Consider the following 16,694-nt stretch of genomic DNA (forward strand, 5'->3'; position numbering starts at 1 on the left):
ATGAACATCGGAGAAGTTTCAGGGAAAACCGGACTGCCTGCCAAGACCATCCGCTATTACGAAGACATCGGTCTGGTATTGCCGCAGCGTGACCCGAACGGCTACCGCAGCTTCCGCGATACCGATGTCCACAAGCTGGCGTTTCTGGGAAGATCGCGCGCGTTGGGTTTCACTATTGAAGATTGCCGCAATCTATTGGCGCTGTGGGACGATCAGGACCGCGCCAGTGCAGACGTCCGCGCCATCGCGACAGAGCACCTTGCACGGATCGAGCAAAAGATCACGGATTTAGAAGACATCCGAGATACACTATCCCATCTGGTCAGAGAGTGTGCCGGAGACCAACGCCCCAACTGCCCTATCTTGAAGAAACTGGAAGAACTCTAGTATCGCCCCCAAGCAATAGCGCCCCGAGTAATCTCAGGCTTTTGTCGGGCAAAGCGTCGAAAAATGCGGCTCTTTCGACGAAATCAACCGAGACAGTCGTTCTGGTTGCAAACCGACACAGACCTCAACCTCATCGACGGGCAAATCAATAATTGCTTCAACCTCCCTGTTATCCGAAGGGGCCATGCGTATCTTGCGGATTTGAACCACGTCAATCAGGTTGTTCTTTGACGGATATCCGACAAAACCCACGCATTTATTATCCTGATTTTGATATAGGCCCATCGGACAGCCAACCTGCTCTAGTCGATGTCTTCACCTTATTTCTTGGATTTCCTCTTTGGAAAAGACACCGGCATCAGTATCGGAGAGAGCCACAGATGACACGGACGGCAACGTTTCACGACGTTAACGGCGAAAGTGTTTTCATCGCGGGCGGTGGTTCGGGCATTAGCGCCGCACTGACCGAAGGTTTTCTAGCGTAAGGTGCCAAAGTCGCATTCCTTCGATGTTCGGATTCGGCTGCGTCTTGTGACGACATGGATCGCGGCCCTCATTTATCCCCTATGATATCACCGACAGTGCAGCGCTAATGACAGCCATACATCAGGTCGCTGAGGCGCATGGTGCCGGTCAACAATGCCGCCAATGACCAACGCCACACCACATAGTGAATGCCTTGGCACCGGTCTGGGTGCTTACGAAAAAGCAACTCGATAAATGAGCAACGCCAGAGGCGCTTGCGTCACATCTGGACCGCCAGTGTTTGAAAGATCATTTGGTTCCTTCCGATATCGTTGACGCCGCCCTGTTCCTTGCCTCACAAGCAAGCCGGATGATGACTGGCCAATTGATGGCTATAGATGGCGGCTTGGCCGCAACGGGGTAGATTGATGAATACAGCAGAATGGATCGCGGTTAATTGGGGTATGTCGAACCTGCGGGTTTGGGTATTTGGTGCAGGCAACACCGAAATAGCGCAGCTATCCTCTGATCAGGGTGTGGAAAAGCTGGTACCGGACGCTTTCGAGCCGACCTTGCTGGCGTTGGTCGACCCGTATCTGGGCGTTGGCACAGTATCGGTGATTTGCTGCGGCATGGTAGGCGCGCAGGAAGGCTGGGCAGAGGCGGCTTTTGCCCAAGCGCCCTGTGCGCCGCCCGATGCCAGCACCGCATTGGCGGTGAAGGCCAAGGACCCGCGCCTTGATGTGCGCATTCTGCCCGGTGTGATGCAAAAATCGCCCGGGGATGTCATGCGTGGCGAAGAAACCCAGATCGCTGGATTTCTTGCGCAGAACCCTAAATTCTTTGGCACCCTTTGCCTACCCGGCACACATACCAAATGGGTTCAGATCAGCGCTGGTGAGATCGTCAGTTTCCGCACCTTCATGACCGGAGAGCTTTTTTCTTTGCTTGGCACACAATCTGTTCTGCGCCATAGCGTTGACAGTGATAGCTGGTCAGACGCCGCGTTTCAGGACGCGGTTGAGGATGCAATGGGATCACCGCAACAAGTCGCCAGCAGATTGTTCGGGATAAGAGCCGACGGACTGGTTAACGGCCTTGGCCAAGGCGAAGCGCGCGCGCGGCTATTGGGTTACTTGGTCGGGATGGAGCTGGCCGGCGCCCGCGGTTACTGGCTCGGCCAAGATCTGGCGTTGATCGGAGCACCCGATCTAGTCAAACTCTATGGCGACCCGTTGGCGCAACAAGGAACGCCAAGCCGCGCATTCGGCGGAGATGAGATGGTATTGGCCGGCCTAAAAACAGCGTACGAAACCCTGAACCAAGACCCGTAATATGTAGGTACATCATCGTAATTCTACCCTGAATTCGCCTGATCGCATATTTTGCCCGCCCCGCCCGTCAGCGATTACCTAACACACGCAAAAGCCCGTCCAGAGACTGGCTGCGATCAGACTGCGCGTTTCTAGATTTTCCGTCCGGCCTGCGCCCAATAGGGTTCACGAAGTCTAGGTTTGAAAATCTTGCCACTGTCTTCTCGTGGCAATGCATCGTGAAAGTCCACAATACAAGGCTGCTTGAACCGCGCCAACTTACCGTCGAGAAATGCCATCAGTTCGGCAACGTCAGGAAGCCATCCTTCAGCAGGTTCAACCGCAGCGACGATCTGCTCTCCGAATTCAGGATAGGGCGCACCAAAAACCGCAACATCGCGAATAAAAGGTGCCTGCATCAGAACCGCTTCGATTTCGGCTGGGAAGATGTTGGCGCCACCGGAAATGATCATGTCTTTCTTGCGATCGGTGATGAACAAGAACCCGTCCTCATCAAGCCACCCCAGATCACCCACGGAAAAATGCCCGTGCTTCTCGGCGGCTAATCGGCTTTCGGGGTCATTGGAATAATCGAACCCGCCAAAGGCATCCATCCGCGCATGGATTTCACCCACCTCGCCAACGGGAAGCTTGTTTCCCTCCGGATCAAGGATCAGCACGGTGCCTCCCATCTGCATGCGGCCCGCCGTTCCCGGCTTTGCCAGTGCCTCTTCGGAGGAAACCATCGTCATGAAGCCGATTTCCGTCGCGCCATAGCTTTCCCAGAATACTGGCCCCCACCAGTCAATCATCGCCACTTTCAGGTCATGCGGCCATGGTGACCCGGTGGAAACGCAGTATTCGATTGATGACAGATCGTACCGCGCCTTTACCTCCTCAGGTAGCTTTAAAAGGCGGCTCATCATCGTTGGGACAAGGTAGATATGTGTGATCCGCTGCGCCTGTATGGTAGCCAAAAAAGATTCGGGATCGAACTTCGCAACGACGAAAGTAGAGACACCATCTGACAACAATGCGGCGCTTGTCAGTGTTGAGGGGGCGGAATGATAGATCGGCGCTGCCGTAAAATATCGGGCCCCCGGTTTGAGCTGCATCATTTCAGCCCCCACGCGCGACAAAACAAGCTCAAAGTCTTTGCGCGGCCCTGCACCTACGCGGCGCACACCCTTCGGGGCACCTGTTGAACCCGACGTGTAGCGCATCAACGGGCGCATCATTTCACGATCTTGCAATGGCTGCTGCGCCTCAACCAAGGACTGCCATTCAGGGTAATTAGCGCCAGTCGTGGCAGCGCTTCCGCTGATTTCATACGCGGTGCGCAAGGCTGCCCCCGGCGTAACACCGATAACGGTACGCCCCTTTAAGGCGGGCTCCAGCCCAGCGATAAGATCGCGGTGGATGATCACAAACTGTGCATTGCTGTCCTCGCAGATCGCATTCACTTCATCCGCCGCACCATGCCAGTTCAATGCGACGATGACCGTTCCCGCCAAAGCGGCCGCGCGCATGATTTCAAGCTGCGTGACATCGTTCCGCATGATCACTGCCACAGGCACGTCTACGCCAGCGCCCAGCGCTGTCAAAGCACTGGCGCCACGCGCAGAACGCACGTTGAATTGTTCGCGCGGGATTTCTTGATCGAAGTCGGCAATCACTGCGTCTGGCATCTTTTACCTCCTGAATTATGCAGACACAGTGCAGCCATGTCAGGCGAATTGAAATAGCCTAAAGCTCGATACGGATGTCGTGTATCCACAGCTTGGGGGGGCGCGACAGAACAAATACGACCACATCCGCAAGATCATCAGGTTCGGTGAAAATGTGGTTTGGGACGTCCTCGCCAGCCTTTTCGAACATCTTTGTGTTGGTACCGGACTGATAGACACCGCCGACGCGCACACCGGTGTTTTCCTCATCACCTTTCAGCACTTCGGTAAATCCGCGGACCCCGTATTTCGTAGCTGTATAGACAGACTGCCCCGCTTGCGCGACCACACCGGATTTGGAAATAACGTTCAGAATGATGCTTTCATCATTGGCCCGCAGCGCTGGAAGCGCCGCTTGGGTAAGTTGCATCAACCCTGTCAAATTGGTCTGCACGGTCGCCTGTAATATCTCTGGCGCGATAGAGTCGAGCGGACCTGTTTTGTGCCAGACACCTGCGTTGTTGATCAAAATATCCAAGCCACCGAAGGTACTGGTCACAGTTGCGACAGCCGAAGTGATATCATCCGGATTTTGAATGTCACACGGAACGCTGATCACCTCTGCCGCCCCCGCAGCGATACATTCCTGCTTTACTTCGCTCAGGCGTTCGGCGTTGCGGCCCAGAATAGCAATGCGCGTACCGCTTGCTGCCAGCTTGAGACAAATATGCCGCCCGATACCATCGTTGCCACCGGTAACGATAATGCGTTTGTTTTTCAGATCCATTGTGAGCTCCTGTATTTTCCCTAGCCCTAGTGCAATGCTTTGTAAGAGGGAACCTTTCCACTGCCACGCCCTGAATCAGTGGCTCTTTCGCCTGTTCTATCAGGCACTCACCGCGACCAAGGGGTGCTAAGGAGCTAGACATACGGCTCGGAAATTGCACCTCCCCCCCTCAACCTCAACAAACAGGGCAGCATCTTAAAGAACACCCAATTAATCAGTGAGGGTAGTTCACGCACCATTCAATACTTGACAATTTAAGTAGGGATTAATAATCCCGCCGCAATAAGGTAGCCAATCGCCACGCGCATAGCCCCCGAAAAATTCCGACACGGAAGCTCATGAGGGACATATGACGCAATTGAAAGCACCAAGATCACTACGCACACGAAACACCCGAAGCGGATTCGGCCTGATGACAGTGGCCGCCATTGGCACGTCGGCGCCTGTCGCACTTTACGCACAAACCACGACCGAGCCCCTGCTGCTCCCCGGTATTGAGGTCGAAACCTCGGAACCGGCCGCCGCACCAGTCAAGCCCAAACCCACCCCTAAAAAGCCAGCGCGCAAAGAGTCACCTGTTCGAAGGGCACCTGCCCCCGTCGCGCCAACACCGGTTGTTGCCGCACCGCCTGCTGAACCGGCCCAAGCAGCACCTGTCGGTCCAATCGCAGGCCAGGACGGGCTTTCCCCCTTCGCCAATCCTGAGGCAGGATATGACGCGGTTCGCTCTGGAAACTCTCTTTTGACGCAGCCTTTGGTTGATACACCCCGCACGGTAACGGCCGTGACGCAAGAAGTCTTGCGCGATAAGAACGCAACCTCTGTACGCGAACTGGCGCGCACGACACCCGGCATCACGCTAGGTACTGGTGAAGGCGGTAACGCGTTTGGCGACGTGCTGTTTATCCGCGGCTTCCGCTCTTCGAATGATGTCTTCATTGACGGCATGCGCGATTCCGGTGTCGCTGTGCGTGAAACCTTCATGGCCGAACAGGTCGAAATCACCAAAGGACCATCGGGTTCCATTGGTGGTCGCTCTACCACGGGCGGTGCCGTCAACCTGGTCACGAAAAAGGCGCAAGACACCGATTACGTCAAAAGCACCACCACATTCGGCACGGCAGATCTCGCACGTCAGGAGATTGACTGGAACAAGGTCTGGAACGATCGGTTCAAAACCCGCATCGGTTCCGTTGCGCAAAACAGTGGCGTTGCAGGTCGGGATAGCAGCAAAGATGACCGGTTGGGTCTGTCGCTTGCGGCCGAATTCAAAGCCACCGACAGGCTGACCTTCGACATCGAAGCTTACCGCCTCGAAATGAAACAGATGCCCGATTGGGGTGTGCCGTGGGATGGCACCAACAATACCCCCTTTACCGAAGCAGGCGCCGGCCGACCAACGCTCGACCCATCAACGTTTTACGGTGACACAAGCCGCGATTTTCAGGATGCGACGCAAAGCGTTGCGACGGTAGGTGCAACATATGAAATAGCACCCGGTGTGACGTTCACCAACCGGACACGGGTCAGCAGAACCGAGAATGACTACATCGTTTCGGCGCCAGAGCGCCCCGACACCAGCGACGCAGACCCTCTCAACTGGACGCTGACAGCATCGCCCAAGAGCCGCTATCAGGTGAACGAGGTTGCCGCCAATACCAGCGAGCTTTCATTCGGCTTTGATACAGGATCTGCCCGCCATGAATTCATCGCTGGCTTCGCTCTGTCCCGTGAAGAAGTCAGCCAGCAAGGCTATGTCGGTTTGTCGTCCGAAGTAGGCGGAGGCACGGCGACAGAGAGGCTCTCTGGGTGTTCCATTTCGATCTACGCGCCAGATACAAGCGGTTGTTCCACCGTAACACCAACGCGTAGTGCAAACGCTACCCTGACCGATGTGACGACCAGATCGCTGTATCTGAATGACACAATCACGTTCAATCCGCAGTGGGAGCTGAACTTGGGCGCGCGGGTGGATGACTATAGCATCAGCCGCACCAGCACCGAAGAAGGTGCCACCACGCTGACCCGCGATGATGTAATGTTTAATTGGAACGCAGGTGTTGTCTGGAAACCGCAGGAAAATGGCTCCGTCTATTTGTCCTATGCCACCTCAAGCAATCCGGTAGGTGATGAACTGGATGCAGGCGGCGGCAGCTATAACGGACTGGACACCGCAAATGCCATTCTTTCACCCGAAGAAAACGTCGCAATCGAGCTTGGTACGAAATGGCAGTTCGGCAGCCTGGCCGCTACAGCCGCAGTCTTCCAAACCCAAAAGAACCACGCCCGCGAAAGCACAGGCGGACGCGGAGCGCCGGTCGTGACGACGGACACAGGTGAATATCGTGTGCGCGGGATCGAACTGGGCTTTGGTGGCAAGATCACTGAAAAGTTCAGTGTTTTCGGTGGTCTCACATGGATGGACAGCAAAGTTCTGCGCAGCAGTAACGCCGACAATATCGGCAAGGAATTCGCGAACATCGCACATGAGCAGTTCAATCTGCTTGCCCGCTATGACCATAACGAAAAGTGGAGCTTTGGTGGACAGGCAACATGGCGCGGCAGCGTTCAGGGTGGCACATTCGCTGCAACCAATGGCAACAAGCTGCCCGGCTATTGGCGCTTTGATTTGATGGCAGATTACCACATCAACGATGACACATCCGTCAACTTCCGTGTCGATAACGTGCTGGATGAAACTTACTACGATGCGCTGTACCGATCAGGCACGCCCTTCGTCTACGTTGCCCCGGGGCGGTCTGCCTCAATTTCTGTCAGCATGAAATTCTAACATTCCGGTGGGCGGCAACTGCTGCCCACCGCCCCCATTTGAAAGGACAAGACATGTTGGTCTGTGTCGAAGACATCTTATCGCCCGAAGAGGTGTCCAGCATAACGCATGTGCTGGACACTGCCGTTTGGGATGACGGGCGTAACACCGCCGGCCCACAATCAGCGCAAACAAAACGCAACCAGCAGATTCCATTGGACAGTCCGGTCTTGCCAGAACTGCAGTCACTGATTTTACAGCGTTTGACTGCGCATCCCCTGTGGGTGTCCGCCGCGCTGCCGCTGCATGTTCTGCCCCCGATGTTCAACCGCTATGCGCAGGCTGAAACCTTCGGCGTGCATGTGGACAACGCAATCCGTGTTAATCCGCAAACCGGCCAACGTCTGCGGACCGATTTGTCCTGTACATTGTTCCTGAATGACCCCGCAGAATACGATGGCGGAGAACTGGTGATTGAAGACAACTACGGCACGCAATCGGTGAAATTGCCTGCCGGACATTGCGTCTTGTACCCGTCCACCTCTCTTCATCAGGTGACGCCGGTTACCAAAGGCACCCGCACTGCGTCATTCTTCTGGGTCCAGTCGATGATCCGCGATGCAGCCCAGCGCGAGATCCTCTTTGATCTCGATCAGTCGATACAGGACCTGTCTTCAAGTGCAGGCCTGAATGATCCGACAGCAGTCCGGCTAACCGGCATTTACCACAACCTTGTCCGGCAATGGGCGGAGACTTGAAATGAAACACTACCTCCTCCTTGCTGTGGTACTGATCACAGCACCGAACATTGCCGCCGCTGACACGGCCTCTGTCAATATCAGGATTATCGAACTTGCAGATAGATGGGTTGGTCCCGCGATGGCAGAGCCGATGATGACCGCCGCGCAAAGCGGTGGGCATACGCCGATGGCCATGTTCATGGCCGCTGACATCGTTGTTAAACTGGTTATGGCCGGTCTTGCGCTGGCTTCGGTACTGGGGTGGGCCGTGTGGGTCGGAAAACTGCTGCAAGTCAACTGGGCCAACGCACTCCTTCGACGTTCCTACAGACGTTTGGCGAAGGCGGGCACCGTACAGAATACGAGGGCGGCAGACTATTCCGGTCCCATGCGGGTTATGGTGAAGGCGGCCGAGGCCGAACTCGATAGATCCGTCGGCCTGAACAAAGACGGCATCAAAGAACGCGTCACATCCGAACTATCGCGCATCGAAACAGGTGCCGCGAGGGGCATGCAATCCGGTGCGATGGTGCTTGGCTCAATTGGATCAACAGCGCCCTTTATTGGTCTGTTCGGAACGGTTTGGGGCATTATGAACAGTTTTATCGGGATCGCGGAAAGCGGCTCAACCAACCTTTCTGTTGTCGCCCCAGGTATTGCCGAGGCATTGCTGGCGACAGCGATCGGCCTTGTCGCTGCTATTCCTGCGGTGCTGCTGTACAATCACATCACAAGGCTTGTGTCTGGTTACCGCGCGCGCATCGGGGATGCCGCAGCATTGGTTGAACGGTGCCTGTCCCGCGATCTTGACCGGATTGTCGAAGCATCGCCAAAGGCGGCGCAGTTGACCAAACTGGCGGCCGAGTAAGCCATGGCCGTTCGACTATCAGACGCGGGCGATGATCTTGCCCCGAACGCGGACATCAACATCACGCCTTTTATCGACGTGATGCTGGTGCTTTTGATCATCTTCATGGTGGCAGCACCCTTGTCGACTGTCGACGTGAACGTCGAATTGCCCGTGGCCACCGGCACCCCGACGCAGCGGCCCGATGATCCGGTTTTCGTCACTATCCATCAGGACCTAAGCCTGAGCGTCGGCGAAGAGGCGATTTCGCTGGGTGATTTGAACATGCGCCTTGGCATCGCAACACAGTTGAAGCTGGACACACGCATCTACATCAACGCAGACCGCTCCGTGCCGTACGGAGAAGTCATGGCCGTGATGAACAGGATGCGCGGCGAAGGCTATCTAAAAATCGGGCTCGTCGGTCTTGAGGATGAAAGCGGCCAGACAAGTCCCGCGGCACCATCAGAGGACAAGCCGGAATGAGTTTCGCCTATCATCGAAAGTCGGGCGTCGGCCTGCTGCTTGGCGCTGGGCTTAGCATCGGACTGCACGGGGCCCTTGTCGCAGCGTGGCTGACCCAAGCTGAGGCGACAGAGCCACCCGTAGAAGCGGGAATTCAGGGCCGTGAGTTGATTGATCTCGCCGAAATAGAAATGATCATGGCTGCCCCCGAAACAGCCCTACCTGATGGCACACCTGCCGAAGACAGTCAGGCCACTTTGGAAAGTCCGGCAGAGCGGGAAGAGGCGAAAGCCTCAAATGATCCGCTACTGGCACAGACCCCGCAAACGCCCGATGATCCTGAATTACGCTTTAAGATCGCCAACCCTGATCAAGCAGAGGATTTGGACAAAGAAGCCACCGAAGTTCCCACCGAAATTCAGGAAGAAACAGCCACTGAAAATGCCCCCCAAAGCACCGCAGCGGCACCGCAAGCCAGCGCAGGAAACGACGAGCAGGATCAGAGCGCCGCGAAAGAACAGGGCCTCACGGATGCAGAGCGCGCGGACATAACGGACTGGCAAAAGTCGCTGGTGCTGGCGCTCAATGCGGCCAAAGACTATCCCCGCCGCGCTCGTGAAGCGCGGGCTGAAGGGACGGTGACAGTTGCCTTCACCCTAGATCAATATGGCGCAATCAAAGCGCGGCGCGTGTCTGAAACGTCAGGCTGGCCAGTGCTGGACAAAGCGGCCCTTGGCATTTTTGACAGGCTGGAAAAACTGCCTCGGCCGCCCGCAGCATTAGGCGCGGGCACGTTTGATCTTGCCATTCCGATTAGTTACCGTTTCAGGTAAACTCGGTCAGCAAGTCTGAGGTAATATCTGCGACGGTTGCACAACCGCACAGGGCCATCGTTACCGCAAGTTCGTCGCGCAACCGGCGAAGCACCTGACTTGCCCCGCGGGCACCATCCACGGCCAAGCCATGCATGATCGGACGCCCGACCAAAACCGCTTCGGCACCCAGCGCCAGCGCCTTGAATACATCGCTTCCCCGCCGGATTCCGCCGTCCACAAAGACCGGCACCGCCCCTTCTGCCGCTTTGACAATATCTGCCAGCCGCGTGATGGGTGCCGGTGTTGTATCCAACACCCGTCCGCCGTGGTTCGAAACGATAATACCTGCGACGCCGATGCCCATTAGCCGGACGGCATCTTGCGCACGCAAGCATCCTTTGACGATGACAGGCAACGGGCTGTCCGCGATCAAACGCTCAAGATCAGGCCACTTTGGCGCGAAGACCATCATGCCATCAAAGACAACGCTTTGGCCGGCTTCGAGCTGTGGTCTAGGGGGGTGCGGCAAAGCATCCAGCATCACAGGCCGGACATCCCCATCCACCGCAAAGCCTGCGGCGACTTCACGGTCGCGTAGCCCGTTAATGGGGGCATCCAGCGTTACAACCAGCGCAGAAGCGCCACAAGAAGCGGCCCGCGTCACCAGCGACATCGTCGCATCATGATCTGCCTGCATGTACAATTGGATCCAGCGACGTCCGGGAATGTCCGCAATGTCTTCGGGCAAAACACTGGTTTGACAACTTAGCACCATCACAGCTTCCTGCGCGGCAGCAGCCATGGCTGTTGCGGTCTCTCCCTGAGGGTCAAACAGGCGCTGAAACGCCATCGGTGCGACCATGACGGGATGCGCGGCCTCGACGCCAAGTATGGTGGTGCGGGTATGACCATGACCGCAATCCGCCAACAACTTTGGCAAAAGTCCGATCCGTCCAAACGCTGCGCGGTTTTCTGCAACGCTGCGTTCAGCCTCTGCACCGCCGTTCAGATAGGCGCGTATGTCGTCAGGCAATTGCTTTGACGCGGCGGTTTCAAAATCGATAAGGGTGGTCAGCATGAATGCTGTAATTATTGAAAAAAGCTCGGACCACAAGGCCGCATATTACCGGCATTTCAACAGCTCCTTAATGTTCTGTTAAGAGTCGCTGCATAAATTCATTTGCGAACAACCCATAGTTGATCCAAGCGGAAAATAGCCTATAAAGAGTTTAATAAAAAATGGCCCGAGAGCCTTATCAAAATATCGGCAGTTAGACACGTCAGGCAAAGGTCCGTAGCATTGTGATTTCATCAACTTGGTCACGCGGGCAGTATTAATAGCAGTTGCCGCCTTGACCTGTTCTCTTTGCGACCTTTTGTAGACAGGCTTGAACGCTCAAGAACTACCGCAACCTTTGAGACCTACGCGGATGCGGGCGAAAGAGGCTTGGTTAACCGTACAGACAGCTATGTCATGACGCTAAACGCTGCATCGGGTCTGTTTTCAGCGTCCAAAGCAGTGACCTCCGATGAATGGCGCCGGTATGTCGACTTGATTGATATCGACACGCGGCTGCCCGGGATACTCGGGCTTGGCTATATTGCACTGGTCAAAACAGAAACCCGATTTTGATGTAAGCAAAAGCAGGCTTCACAGGGGCGTACCTTTGCCCGCAATCCATCCTGACACAGGCCGCGATGAACGTTTTGTTATCCAGCTTATCGAACCCATGGAAGATAATGAGGCAGCACTTGGCCTTGATATCGGGTTTGAACCCATGCGCTACGCCGCGGCACAACTCGCACGCGAAACCAATGAGATCCGCCTCACCGAAGCTATCACACTGGTGCAAGACAAACGAACAACATCCGGTTTTCTGCTTTTGCGCCGCAGTATGATGCATCGGCTGATCTGTCAGATCCGCAACAATGGGTCGAAGCATTCCAGGGCTGGACCTATATGCCCTTTACCGCCGATGCGCTTTTCAGGTCACTGACGGCCCAGCGGAATGAGGTTAAGTACCTGTCGGTTGTTGATGTCACCGATCCGACAGCAAAAATCGAAATCTACAACGATCGCCCTGACGATCTGGATCATACCCCCCTGTACACCGCTACGCGGCCTATCGAAATGTTCGGCCGCAATTGGGAGCTGACCTGGACCAGCACTCCCATGTTCGAACATGCTCACTCCAGCATTTCGGTATGGATCGTACTGGCTCTGGGGCTCGCACTTATGTCGCTGCTGTCGTTGATGCTGCGTATTATCTCATTGCGCGAAAAGCGGGTAGAGACCGAAGTAGCGCTTAAGACTTTGCAACTTCGGGCCAAAACAGGCGAAGCTCAATCCGTCATCGATAACGCTGTCATCGCAGTGATCGTGCTTGATGAACAAGGCTTTGTCGTCTCTTCGAACAAAGCCGCACAGGATCTTTTCGGTGCAGACAAGCTCAAGATCGCGCAGCCGATCACATCCACCCTGATCATCGGTGAATCCTCTGACCCGAAGCGCAGGGATGCACATCCGGCGCGCGTGCCGGGCCGTCCCGAACTGAGGTTGATGGTCGAAGAAAACGGCTGGCGCACTGAAAACGGCGATCTACGGAAGTCTCTGCTGGTGCAGGATGTGACCGAAGTTGAAGCCGCAGAAGTAAAACTGCAAGAGGCCGAAGCGAGATGGAACATGGCGCTGGCTGGCGCACAGATCGGCGTTTTGACATTGATCTAGAAACGCAAAAATCGGTTGTGTCAGATACATGGCGTGACTTGATGGCGGTTCCCCGCGATGTCTCGAATATCGAAGCGCAAAAGATTTTCTTTTCACGCATTCATCCAGATGATCGCGCCATCCTAGAAGCTGCCGACCGTGATTGCATCAGCGGCCTGACAGATCGATCCATTGCCGAATACCGCATGGCATTTCCTGACGGTTCTTTTCGGTGGATGAAATCCGATGCAATTGTTGTCGCACGAGACGAAGATGGCAAAGCCCTCAGATTGCTTGGCGCACAAACGGAAATTACGCAGCTACGAAACGCCCAAGACGCGCTTAAAGAAAGCCGTGAACGGTTTGAGCTGGTGCTTGAGCAGGCACCAGTCGGTATGGCCTTGTTCAATCGGGGCGGCGGCTTTCACGGCGTGAACGACGCCCTGTGTAGAATGACCGGGTACAGTTCTGAAGAACTAAGAGGTGGGCTCAGGTTCAGCGATCTGGTCTCCAAGGCTGATATCAAAGGCCTAATATGTTCAATTGAAGAGCTGAAACGCGACGCCAAATCTTCGTATCAGGGCGAATTTCGCATCATTCCCAAAAGTGGTCCATCGATCTGGGGTCTTCTCAGCATCGCTTGGACCAATGACCCTGTATCCGGCGAAGACGTTTTTCATCGCCCAAATCAATGACATCAGCGAAAAGAAAAACATTGAAAAGATGAAGTCCGAATTTGTGGCTACCGTTAGCCATGAACTGCGCACGCCGCTGACCTCGATTAAAGGCGCACTTGGCCTGATGCGCGGCCCGATGCTGAAAGCCATGCCTGCCGGAGCAGAGCGACTGTTGGAGATCGCGGCTGCCAATTCAGAGCGGCTGACAACCTTGGTGAACGACATCCTCGATCTGGAAAAAATCAGCTCTGGCGAAATCGATTTCAATTTGACGCCCTGCTGCATGGGCCAATTGCTGCGTGACGGTGTCGAGCAGATGTTGCCATTTGCGGCCCAACACAAAGTGCAGTTTGTTCTTAACATTCCCCAGAACCAAGTTTGCACAAAAGTGGACCCACAGAGAACCCAGCAGCTGATCGCAAATCTGCTTTCGAATGCGTGTAAGTACTCAGACGATGACAGCGAAGCATGTTCGCCTTGAAAGTATCAACGGACAGGCGCTGGTTTGCATCCTGAATAGCGGGCCCCCTATCCCGGATGAATTTAAATCCCGCATCTTCCGTCCATTTTCGCAAGCCGATGGATCCGATACCCGCGTCAAAGGCGGCACCGGTCTTGGACTGAAAATCTCTCGTGAAAATTGTCGAAAGAATGGATGGCAAGATCGGCTTTCAAAGCACCGTTGGTTCACGATCGTGTTTTGGTTTGCCGTGCCACTGGCAACGGCAGAGGCACCAGCCCTTCAAAAGACAAAGCCCCAGACAAAGAAGGCGATCAAACAGCTTCATGTTCTCCATGTAGAGGATGATACTGATTTTCTTGAAATCGTCAGGACAGGATTGGAAGGCAAAGCTGATGTAACATCTGTGCTCAGCTTGTCAGAGGCGAAACAGGCCATTCTAAGGGGCCGTTTCGATGTCGTTGTAATTGATTGGGAGCTCTCGGACGGGCATGCGCGCGAATTGCTGTCTGGGATAGAAAAACATCAACCACAGGCAAGGATCATCTCTCTGTCTGCCAAGGAAACAGGGTTTCGGGATATAAGAGTTGATCATGAGATCGTTAAATCCCGAACGGACCTAAGCGAAATAGTCTCCAAAGTTGTAGAGATATCAAAGCTGCGTCTTAAAGAATATCGGTGACAGGCGAACCGTGTCACAAAAAAAACCAATCGCATCAAATTATTAACATATTTGACGCCTACTAAATGTAACGACGCAGAAGGTTGCTCAACTTGATGTTTTATGAAGTTCAGAGCGCACGATTTAAAGCGGGTCACGCCGGAAGGAAAAATTTTGGAACAAACGTCCGAAAACACCAAGTCGCCTGATTTGGCGCCTCGTTTCCAGGATTTTGATCTTCTTGCTGATGCTGTTGTTGTATTCAACGCATCCTCAGGACGTGTGGCCCATATAAACGCCGCAGCACGCACGCTCACGACACAATCTGCAGCCAAGAATCAGTCGCTTACAACGTTGCAGGACTGGACCGGAAAGTCGCCGGACTTTTTTCGGCCAGGTGGTCATGCGGACACATTTGAACCACAGGCTTGCTTTCGACTTGAAACATTGCTCGCCGACTGCTTGTTCGAGGTGCACGTGAAACTGCACCAAGCGGCAGATCAACAGGATTATCTGACTGCTGTTTTCCGTGACATTGCAGAGCGATCAGAATCCGAACGGATGACCAAGGAATTGGTGTCGACGATCAGCCACGAACTACGTTCGCCGATGACCGCAATCAAAGGTGCGATGGGGCTCATTGTTTCTGGTGCCGCCGGCGAACTTTCAGACAAGGCGCGCGAGATGGTCTTAATCGCCCAGCGCAACGCCGACCGACTGGTGCTAATCATCAACGACTTCCTTGATCTGGAGAAATTCTCCGATGGGCAGATGGTCTTTGACGACACTCCATCCGATCTATTGCCAGTAGTCTATGATGCTGTCGAAGCCATCGCCGGGTTTCAGGGCCGCTTTGATGTGACGGTCGAAATAGATGCACAGGACAGTGATTTAAGGTCCCTCTTGGGATCCGAACCGGCTTGTGCAAGTCCTCGTCAACCTATTATCCAATGCAATCAAATTCTCACCTCCTGGCGGCGTAGTGACAATCCGCCTTGCGCATCATCAGTCATACAACCGCATAAGCGTAATCGACCGCGGAGACGGAATTCCCGACGCGGATCAAAAAGCCCTGTTTGGCAGATTTGTCCAGATCGGTCTAAAGAACCGCGCGGCCACAGGAGGCACCGGTTTAGGATTGAGCATTGTCAAAGCCATACTTGAGCATCAAAATGGTACGATCTCAGTCGACAGCACACTTGGCCAAGGTACAACTTTCCATGTAGATCTACCTCAGATCGCGCCGGTTGAAGCCCGTGCACACGCCGAAGGAGCCTAATTCATGATCGTTATGCATGTAGAAGATGACGCTGATATTCGCGAAATTGCTCAGATGGCTTTGGAAATGATGGGGGATTTCACGGTCGTCCAGTTTGACTGTGGTGAAGCAGCCCTCGAAGGCGCTGGCGGGACAGACCCTGACGTGATCCTGTTAGACGTTATGATGCCCGGCATGACTGGTCCACAACATTGGCAGAGTTGCGCAAACTTCCCCACTTAAAGGACGTTCCCGCGATCTACATGACCGCACGCGTGCAGCCAAGCGAGATAGACGGCCTTAAGAAGGCTGGCGCGTTGGGCGTTATTGTCAAACCGTTTGATCCGGTTTCACTGGCCCAACAGATCACCGATCTGGTTGCCAGCTAGAGGCTGAGTGGCCGGTTTCGTACGCCACTAAGCCGCCCGCTCTAACACATCCATCGACATTTCAACCCAGTCGAGGATGTCTGACCACAAATCAGCCGTGTAGTTTCTGTCTGCAAGTCTTGTGGTAAGAATACAGCTTTCTATGACGTGCGCCCGATCCCCAAGATCAGCAAAGCCTAGCGTCCCGGCTGTGCCCGCAATTTTATGTAGAATCGCCTCAATCCGCTGCAATTCAACCGCCTCTTGCTCAGGGTCTTCATGGCGGCTTCAATGCTCGCGACTATCT

At 54.7% G+C, this 16,694-nt stretch carries 21 protein-coding genes and 2 pseudogenes; 18 read left to right on the top strand and 5 right to left on the bottom strand.

The annotated features are described in order from the left end of the window. Positions 1 to 387 (top strand): Cu(I)-responsive transcriptional regulator, encoded by a 387-nt coding sequence (gene cueR / locus K3757_RS14500; protein WP_259996528.1) that lies wholly within the window; start codon positions 1 to 3, stop codon positions 385 to 387. Positions 388 to 420: 33 nt separating this feature from the next. On the opposite strand, the gene K3757_RS14505 is transcribed toward cueR, so the two are convergent. After that, a complete protein-coding gene (locus K3757_RS14505; RefSeq protein ID WP_259996529.1) occupies positions 421 to 639 on the bottom strand; it encodes a hypothetical protein in 219 nt (72 codons plus the stop codon). A gap of 128 nt (positions 640 to 767) precedes the next feature. Between K3757_RS14505 and K3757_RS14510 the strand changes: the two are divergent. Together K3757_RS14510 and K3757_RS14515 are read left to right on the top strand one after the other, a co-directional pair. Continuing rightward, positions 768 to 1,276: pseudogene (locus tag K3757_RS14510) on the top strand (SDR family oxidoreductase). 4 nt (positions 1,277 to 1,280) lie between these two features. Further along, positions 1,281 to 2,186 carry a 2-dehydro-3-deoxygalactonokinase gene (locus K3757_RS14515; protein ID WP_259996531.1) on the top strand — a complete coding sequence of 302 codons (906 nt, stop codon included), beginning with the start codon at positions 1,281 to 1,283 and terminating at the stop codon, positions 2,184 to 2,186. Positions 2,187 to 2,317: 131 nt separating this feature from the next. On the opposite strand, the gene K3757_RS14520 is transcribed toward K3757_RS14515, so the two are convergent. Together K3757_RS14520 and K3757_RS14525 are read right to left on the bottom strand one after the other, a co-directional pair. Beyond that, positions 2,318 to 3,853: an AMP-binding protein gene (locus K3757_RS14520; RefSeq protein ID WP_259996533.1), complete on the bottom strand. Its 1,536-nt coding sequence runs from the start codon at positions 3,851 to 3,853 to the stop codon at positions 2,318 to 2,320. Positions 3,854 to 3,911: 58 nt separating this feature from the next. After that, on the bottom strand, positions 3,912 to 4,619 hold the full coding sequence (locus tag K3757_RS14525) for an SDR family oxidoreductase (RefSeq protein ID WP_259996535.1): 708 nt from the start codon (positions 4,617 to 4,619) through the stop codon (positions 3,912 to 3,914). Between the two features lie 349 nt (positions 4,620 to 4,968). Here K3757_RS14525 and K3757_RS14530 point away from each other — a divergent pair, with 349 nt between their 5' ends. The 5 genes from K3757_RS14530 to K3757_RS14550 are packed head-to-tail and all read left to right on the top strand — an operon-like array spanning position 4,969 to position 10,274. Further along, complete coding sequence (locus K3757_RS14530; protein ID WP_259996537.1) at positions 4,969 to 7,410, top strand: TonB-dependent siderophore receptor; 2,442 nt, start codon at positions 4,969 to 4,971, stop codon at positions 7,408 to 7,410. 53 nt (positions 7,411 to 7,463) lie between these two features. Next, positions 7,464 to 8,147, top strand: coding sequence for a Fe2+-dependent dioxygenase (locus K3757_RS14535; protein ID WP_259996539.1), 684 nt, complete (start codon positions 7,464 to 7,466; stop codon positions 8,145 to 8,147). Position 8,148: 1 nt separating this feature from the next. Next, positions 8,149 to 8,997 carry a tonB-system energizer ExbB gene (gene exbB, locus K3757_RS14540; protein ID WP_259996541.1) on the top strand — a complete coding sequence of 283 codons (849 nt, stop codon included), beginning with the start codon at positions 8,149 to 8,151 and terminating at the stop codon, positions 8,995 to 8,997. 3 nt (positions 8,998 to 9,000) lie between these two features. Then, the gene (gene exbD / locus K3757_RS14545; protein ID WP_259996543.1) at positions 9,001 to 9,462 is read left to right on the top strand and encodes a TonB system transport protein ExbD; all 462 of its coding nucleotides are present in this window, start codon (positions 9,001 to 9,003) and stop codon (positions 9,460 to 9,462) included. Then, the gene (locus tag K3757_RS14550; protein WP_259996545.1) at positions 9,459 to 10,274 is read left to right on the top strand and encodes an energy transducer TonB; all 816 of its coding nucleotides are present in this window, start codon (positions 9,459 to 9,461) and stop codon (positions 10,272 to 10,274) included. Before exbD ends, K3757_RS14550 begins: the two co-directional genes overlap by 4 nt. Here K3757_RS14550 and K3757_RS14555 read toward each other — a convergent pair. Beyond that, on the bottom strand, positions 10,267 to 11,334 hold the full coding sequence (locus K3757_RS14555; RefSeq protein ID WP_259996547.1) for an alpha-hydroxy acid oxidase: 1,068 nt from the start codon (positions 11,332 to 11,334) through the stop codon (positions 10,267 to 10,269). The genes K3757_RS14550 and K3757_RS14555 overlap by 8 nt on opposite strands. Positions 11,335 to 11,703: 369 nt before the next feature. Between K3757_RS14555 and K3757_RS14560 the strand changes: the two genes are divergently transcribed. From K3757_RS14560 to K3757_RS19055, 10 genes and pseudogenes are all read left to right on the top strand, one after another. Next, complete coding sequence (locus K3757_RS14560) at positions 11,704 to 11,889, top strand: CHASE domain-containing protein (protein WP_259996548.1); 186 nt, start codon at positions 11,704 to 11,706, stop codon at positions 11,887 to 11,889. Further along, positions 11,858 to 12,253, top strand: a complete 396-nt coding sequence (locus K3757_RS14565; RefSeq protein WP_311201760.1) for a CHASE domain-containing protein — start codon at positions 11,858 to 11,860, stop codon at positions 12,251 to 12,253. Before K3757_RS14560 ends, K3757_RS14565 begins: the two co-directional genes overlap by 32 nt. After that, positions 12,217 to 12,984 carry a PAS domain-containing protein gene (locus K3757_RS19045; protein ID WP_311201738.1) on the top strand — a complete coding sequence of 256 codons (768 nt, stop codon included), beginning with the start codon at positions 12,217 to 12,219 and terminating at the stop codon, positions 12,982 to 12,984. Before K3757_RS14565 ends, K3757_RS19045 begins: the two co-directional genes overlap by 37 nt. Positions 12,985 to 13,025: 41 nt before the next feature. Then, positions 13,026 to 13,658 (top strand): PAS domain-containing protein, encoded by a 633-nt coding sequence (locus K3757_RS14575; protein ID WP_259996550.1) that lies wholly within the window; start codon positions 13,026 to 13,028, stop codon positions 13,656 to 13,658. A 28-nt stretch (positions 13,659 to 13,686) separates the two neighbouring features. After that, a complete protein-coding gene (locus tag K3757_RS14580; RefSeq protein WP_259996552.1) occupies positions 13,687 to 14,121 on the top strand; it encodes a cell wall metabolism sensor histidine kinase WalK in 435 nt (144 codons plus the stop codon). Beyond that, on the top strand, positions 14,096 to 14,782 hold the full coding sequence (locus K3757_RS14585; RefSeq protein WP_259996554.1) for a response regulator: 687 nt from the start codon (positions 14,096 to 14,098) through the stop codon (positions 14,780 to 14,782). Before K3757_RS14580 ends, K3757_RS14585 begins: the two co-directional genes overlap by 26 nt. A gap of 540 nt (positions 14,783 to 15,322) precedes the next feature. Further along, positions 15,323 to 15,511 (top strand): annotated as a pseudogene (locus K3757_RS19140) (histidine kinase dimerization/phospho-acceptor domain-containing protein); the annotation flags it as partial. Between the two features lie 172 nt (positions 15,512 to 15,683). Next, on the top strand, positions 15,684 to 16,040 hold the full coding sequence (locus K3757_RS19145) for a sensor histidine kinase (RefSeq protein WP_409202547.1): 357 nt from the start codon (positions 15,684 to 15,686) through the stop codon (positions 16,038 to 16,040). A 3-nt stretch (positions 16,041 to 16,043) separates the two neighbouring features. Continuing rightward, a complete protein-coding gene (locus K3757_RS19050; protein ID WP_311201739.1) occupies positions 16,044 to 16,262 on the top strand; it encodes a response regulator in 219 nt (72 codons plus the stop codon). 20 nt (positions 16,263 to 16,282) lie between these two features. Then, positions 16,283 to 16,408 carry a hypothetical protein gene (locus K3757_RS19055; protein ID WP_311201740.1) on the top strand — a complete coding sequence of 42 codons (126 nt, stop codon included), beginning with the start codon at positions 16,283 to 16,285 and terminating at the stop codon, positions 16,406 to 16,408. Between the two features lie 27 nt (positions 16,409 to 16,435). On the opposite strand, the gene K3757_RS19150 is transcribed toward K3757_RS19055, so the two are convergent. Then, entirely contained in the window at positions 16,436 to 16,639 is a 204-nt protein-coding gene (locus tag K3757_RS19150) for an Hpt domain-containing protein (RefSeq protein WP_409202548.1), read from the bottom strand. Between the last annotated feature and the right edge of the window lie 55 nt (positions 16,640 to 16,694).

Source organism: Sulfitobacter sp. S223, assembly GCF_025143825.1.
Taxonomy (GTDB): Bacteria; Pseudomonadota; Alphaproteobacteria; order Rhodobacterales; family Rhodobacteraceae; genus Sulfitobacter.

Excerpts from the sequence above, each read along its gene's own strand:
- cueR (WP_259996528.1), top strand. The coding sequence starts at position 1 with ATGAACATCGGAGAAGTTTCAGGGAAAACCGGACTGCCTGCCAAGACC.
- K3757_RS19045 (WP_311201738.1), top strand. The coding sequence starts at position 12,217 with ATGCCCTTTACCGCCGATGCGCTTTTCAGGTCACTGACGGCCCAGCGG.
- K3757_RS14585 (WP_259996554.1), top strand. The coding sequence starts at position 14,096 with ATGACAGCGAAGCATGTTCGCCTTGAAAGTATCAACGGACAGGCGCTG.
- K3757_RS14550 (WP_259996545.1), top strand. The coding sequence starts at position 9,459 with ATGAGTTTCGCCTATCATCGAAAGTCGGGCGTCGGCCTGCTGCTTGGC.
- K3757_RS14580 (WP_259996552.1), top strand. The coding sequence starts at position 13,687 with ATGAAGTCCGAATTTGTGGCTACCGTTAGCCATGAACTGCGCACGCCG.
- K3757_RS14555 (WP_259996547.1), bottom strand. The coding sequence starts at position 11,334 with ATGCTGACCACCCTTATCGATTTTGAAACCGCCGCGTCAAAGCAATTG.
- K3757_RS14520 (WP_259996533.1), bottom strand. The coding sequence starts at position 3,853 with ATGCCAGACGCAGTGATTGCCGACTTCGATCAAGAAATCCCGCGCGAA.
- K3757_RS14575 (WP_259996550.1), top strand. The coding sequence starts at position 13,026 with ATGGCGGTTCCCCGCGATGTCTCGAATATCGAAGCGCAAAAGATTTTC.
- exbB (WP_259996541.1), top strand. The coding sequence starts at position 8,149 with ATGAAACACTACCTCCTCCTTGCTGTGGTACTGATCACAGCACCGAAC.
- K3757_RS14525 (WP_259996535.1), bottom strand. The coding sequence starts at position 4,619 with ATGGATCTGAAAAACAAACGCATTATCGTTACCGGTGGCAACGATGGT.
- exbD (WP_259996543.1), top strand. The coding sequence starts at position 9,001 with ATGGCCGTTCGACTATCAGACGCGGGCGATGATCTTGCCCCGAACGCG.
- K3757_RS14535 (WP_259996539.1), top strand. The coding sequence starts at position 7,464 with ATGTTGGTCTGTGTCGAAGACATCTTATCGCCCGAAGAGGTGTCCAGC.
- K3757_RS14515 (WP_259996531.1), top strand. The coding sequence starts at position 1,281 with ATGAATACAGCAGAATGGATCGCGGTTAATTGGGGTATGTCGAACCTG.
- K3757_RS19050 (WP_311201739.1), top strand. The coding sequence starts at position 16,044 with ATGATCGTTATGCATGTAGAAGATGACGCTGATATTCGCGAAATTGCT.
- K3757_RS19055 (WP_311201740.1), top strand. The coding sequence starts at position 16,283 with ATGACCGCACGCGTGCAGCCAAGCGAGATAGACGGCCTTAAGAAGGCT.
- K3757_RS14530 (WP_259996537.1), top strand. The coding sequence starts at position 4,969 with ATGACGCAATTGAAAGCACCAAGATCACTACGCACACGAAACACCCGA.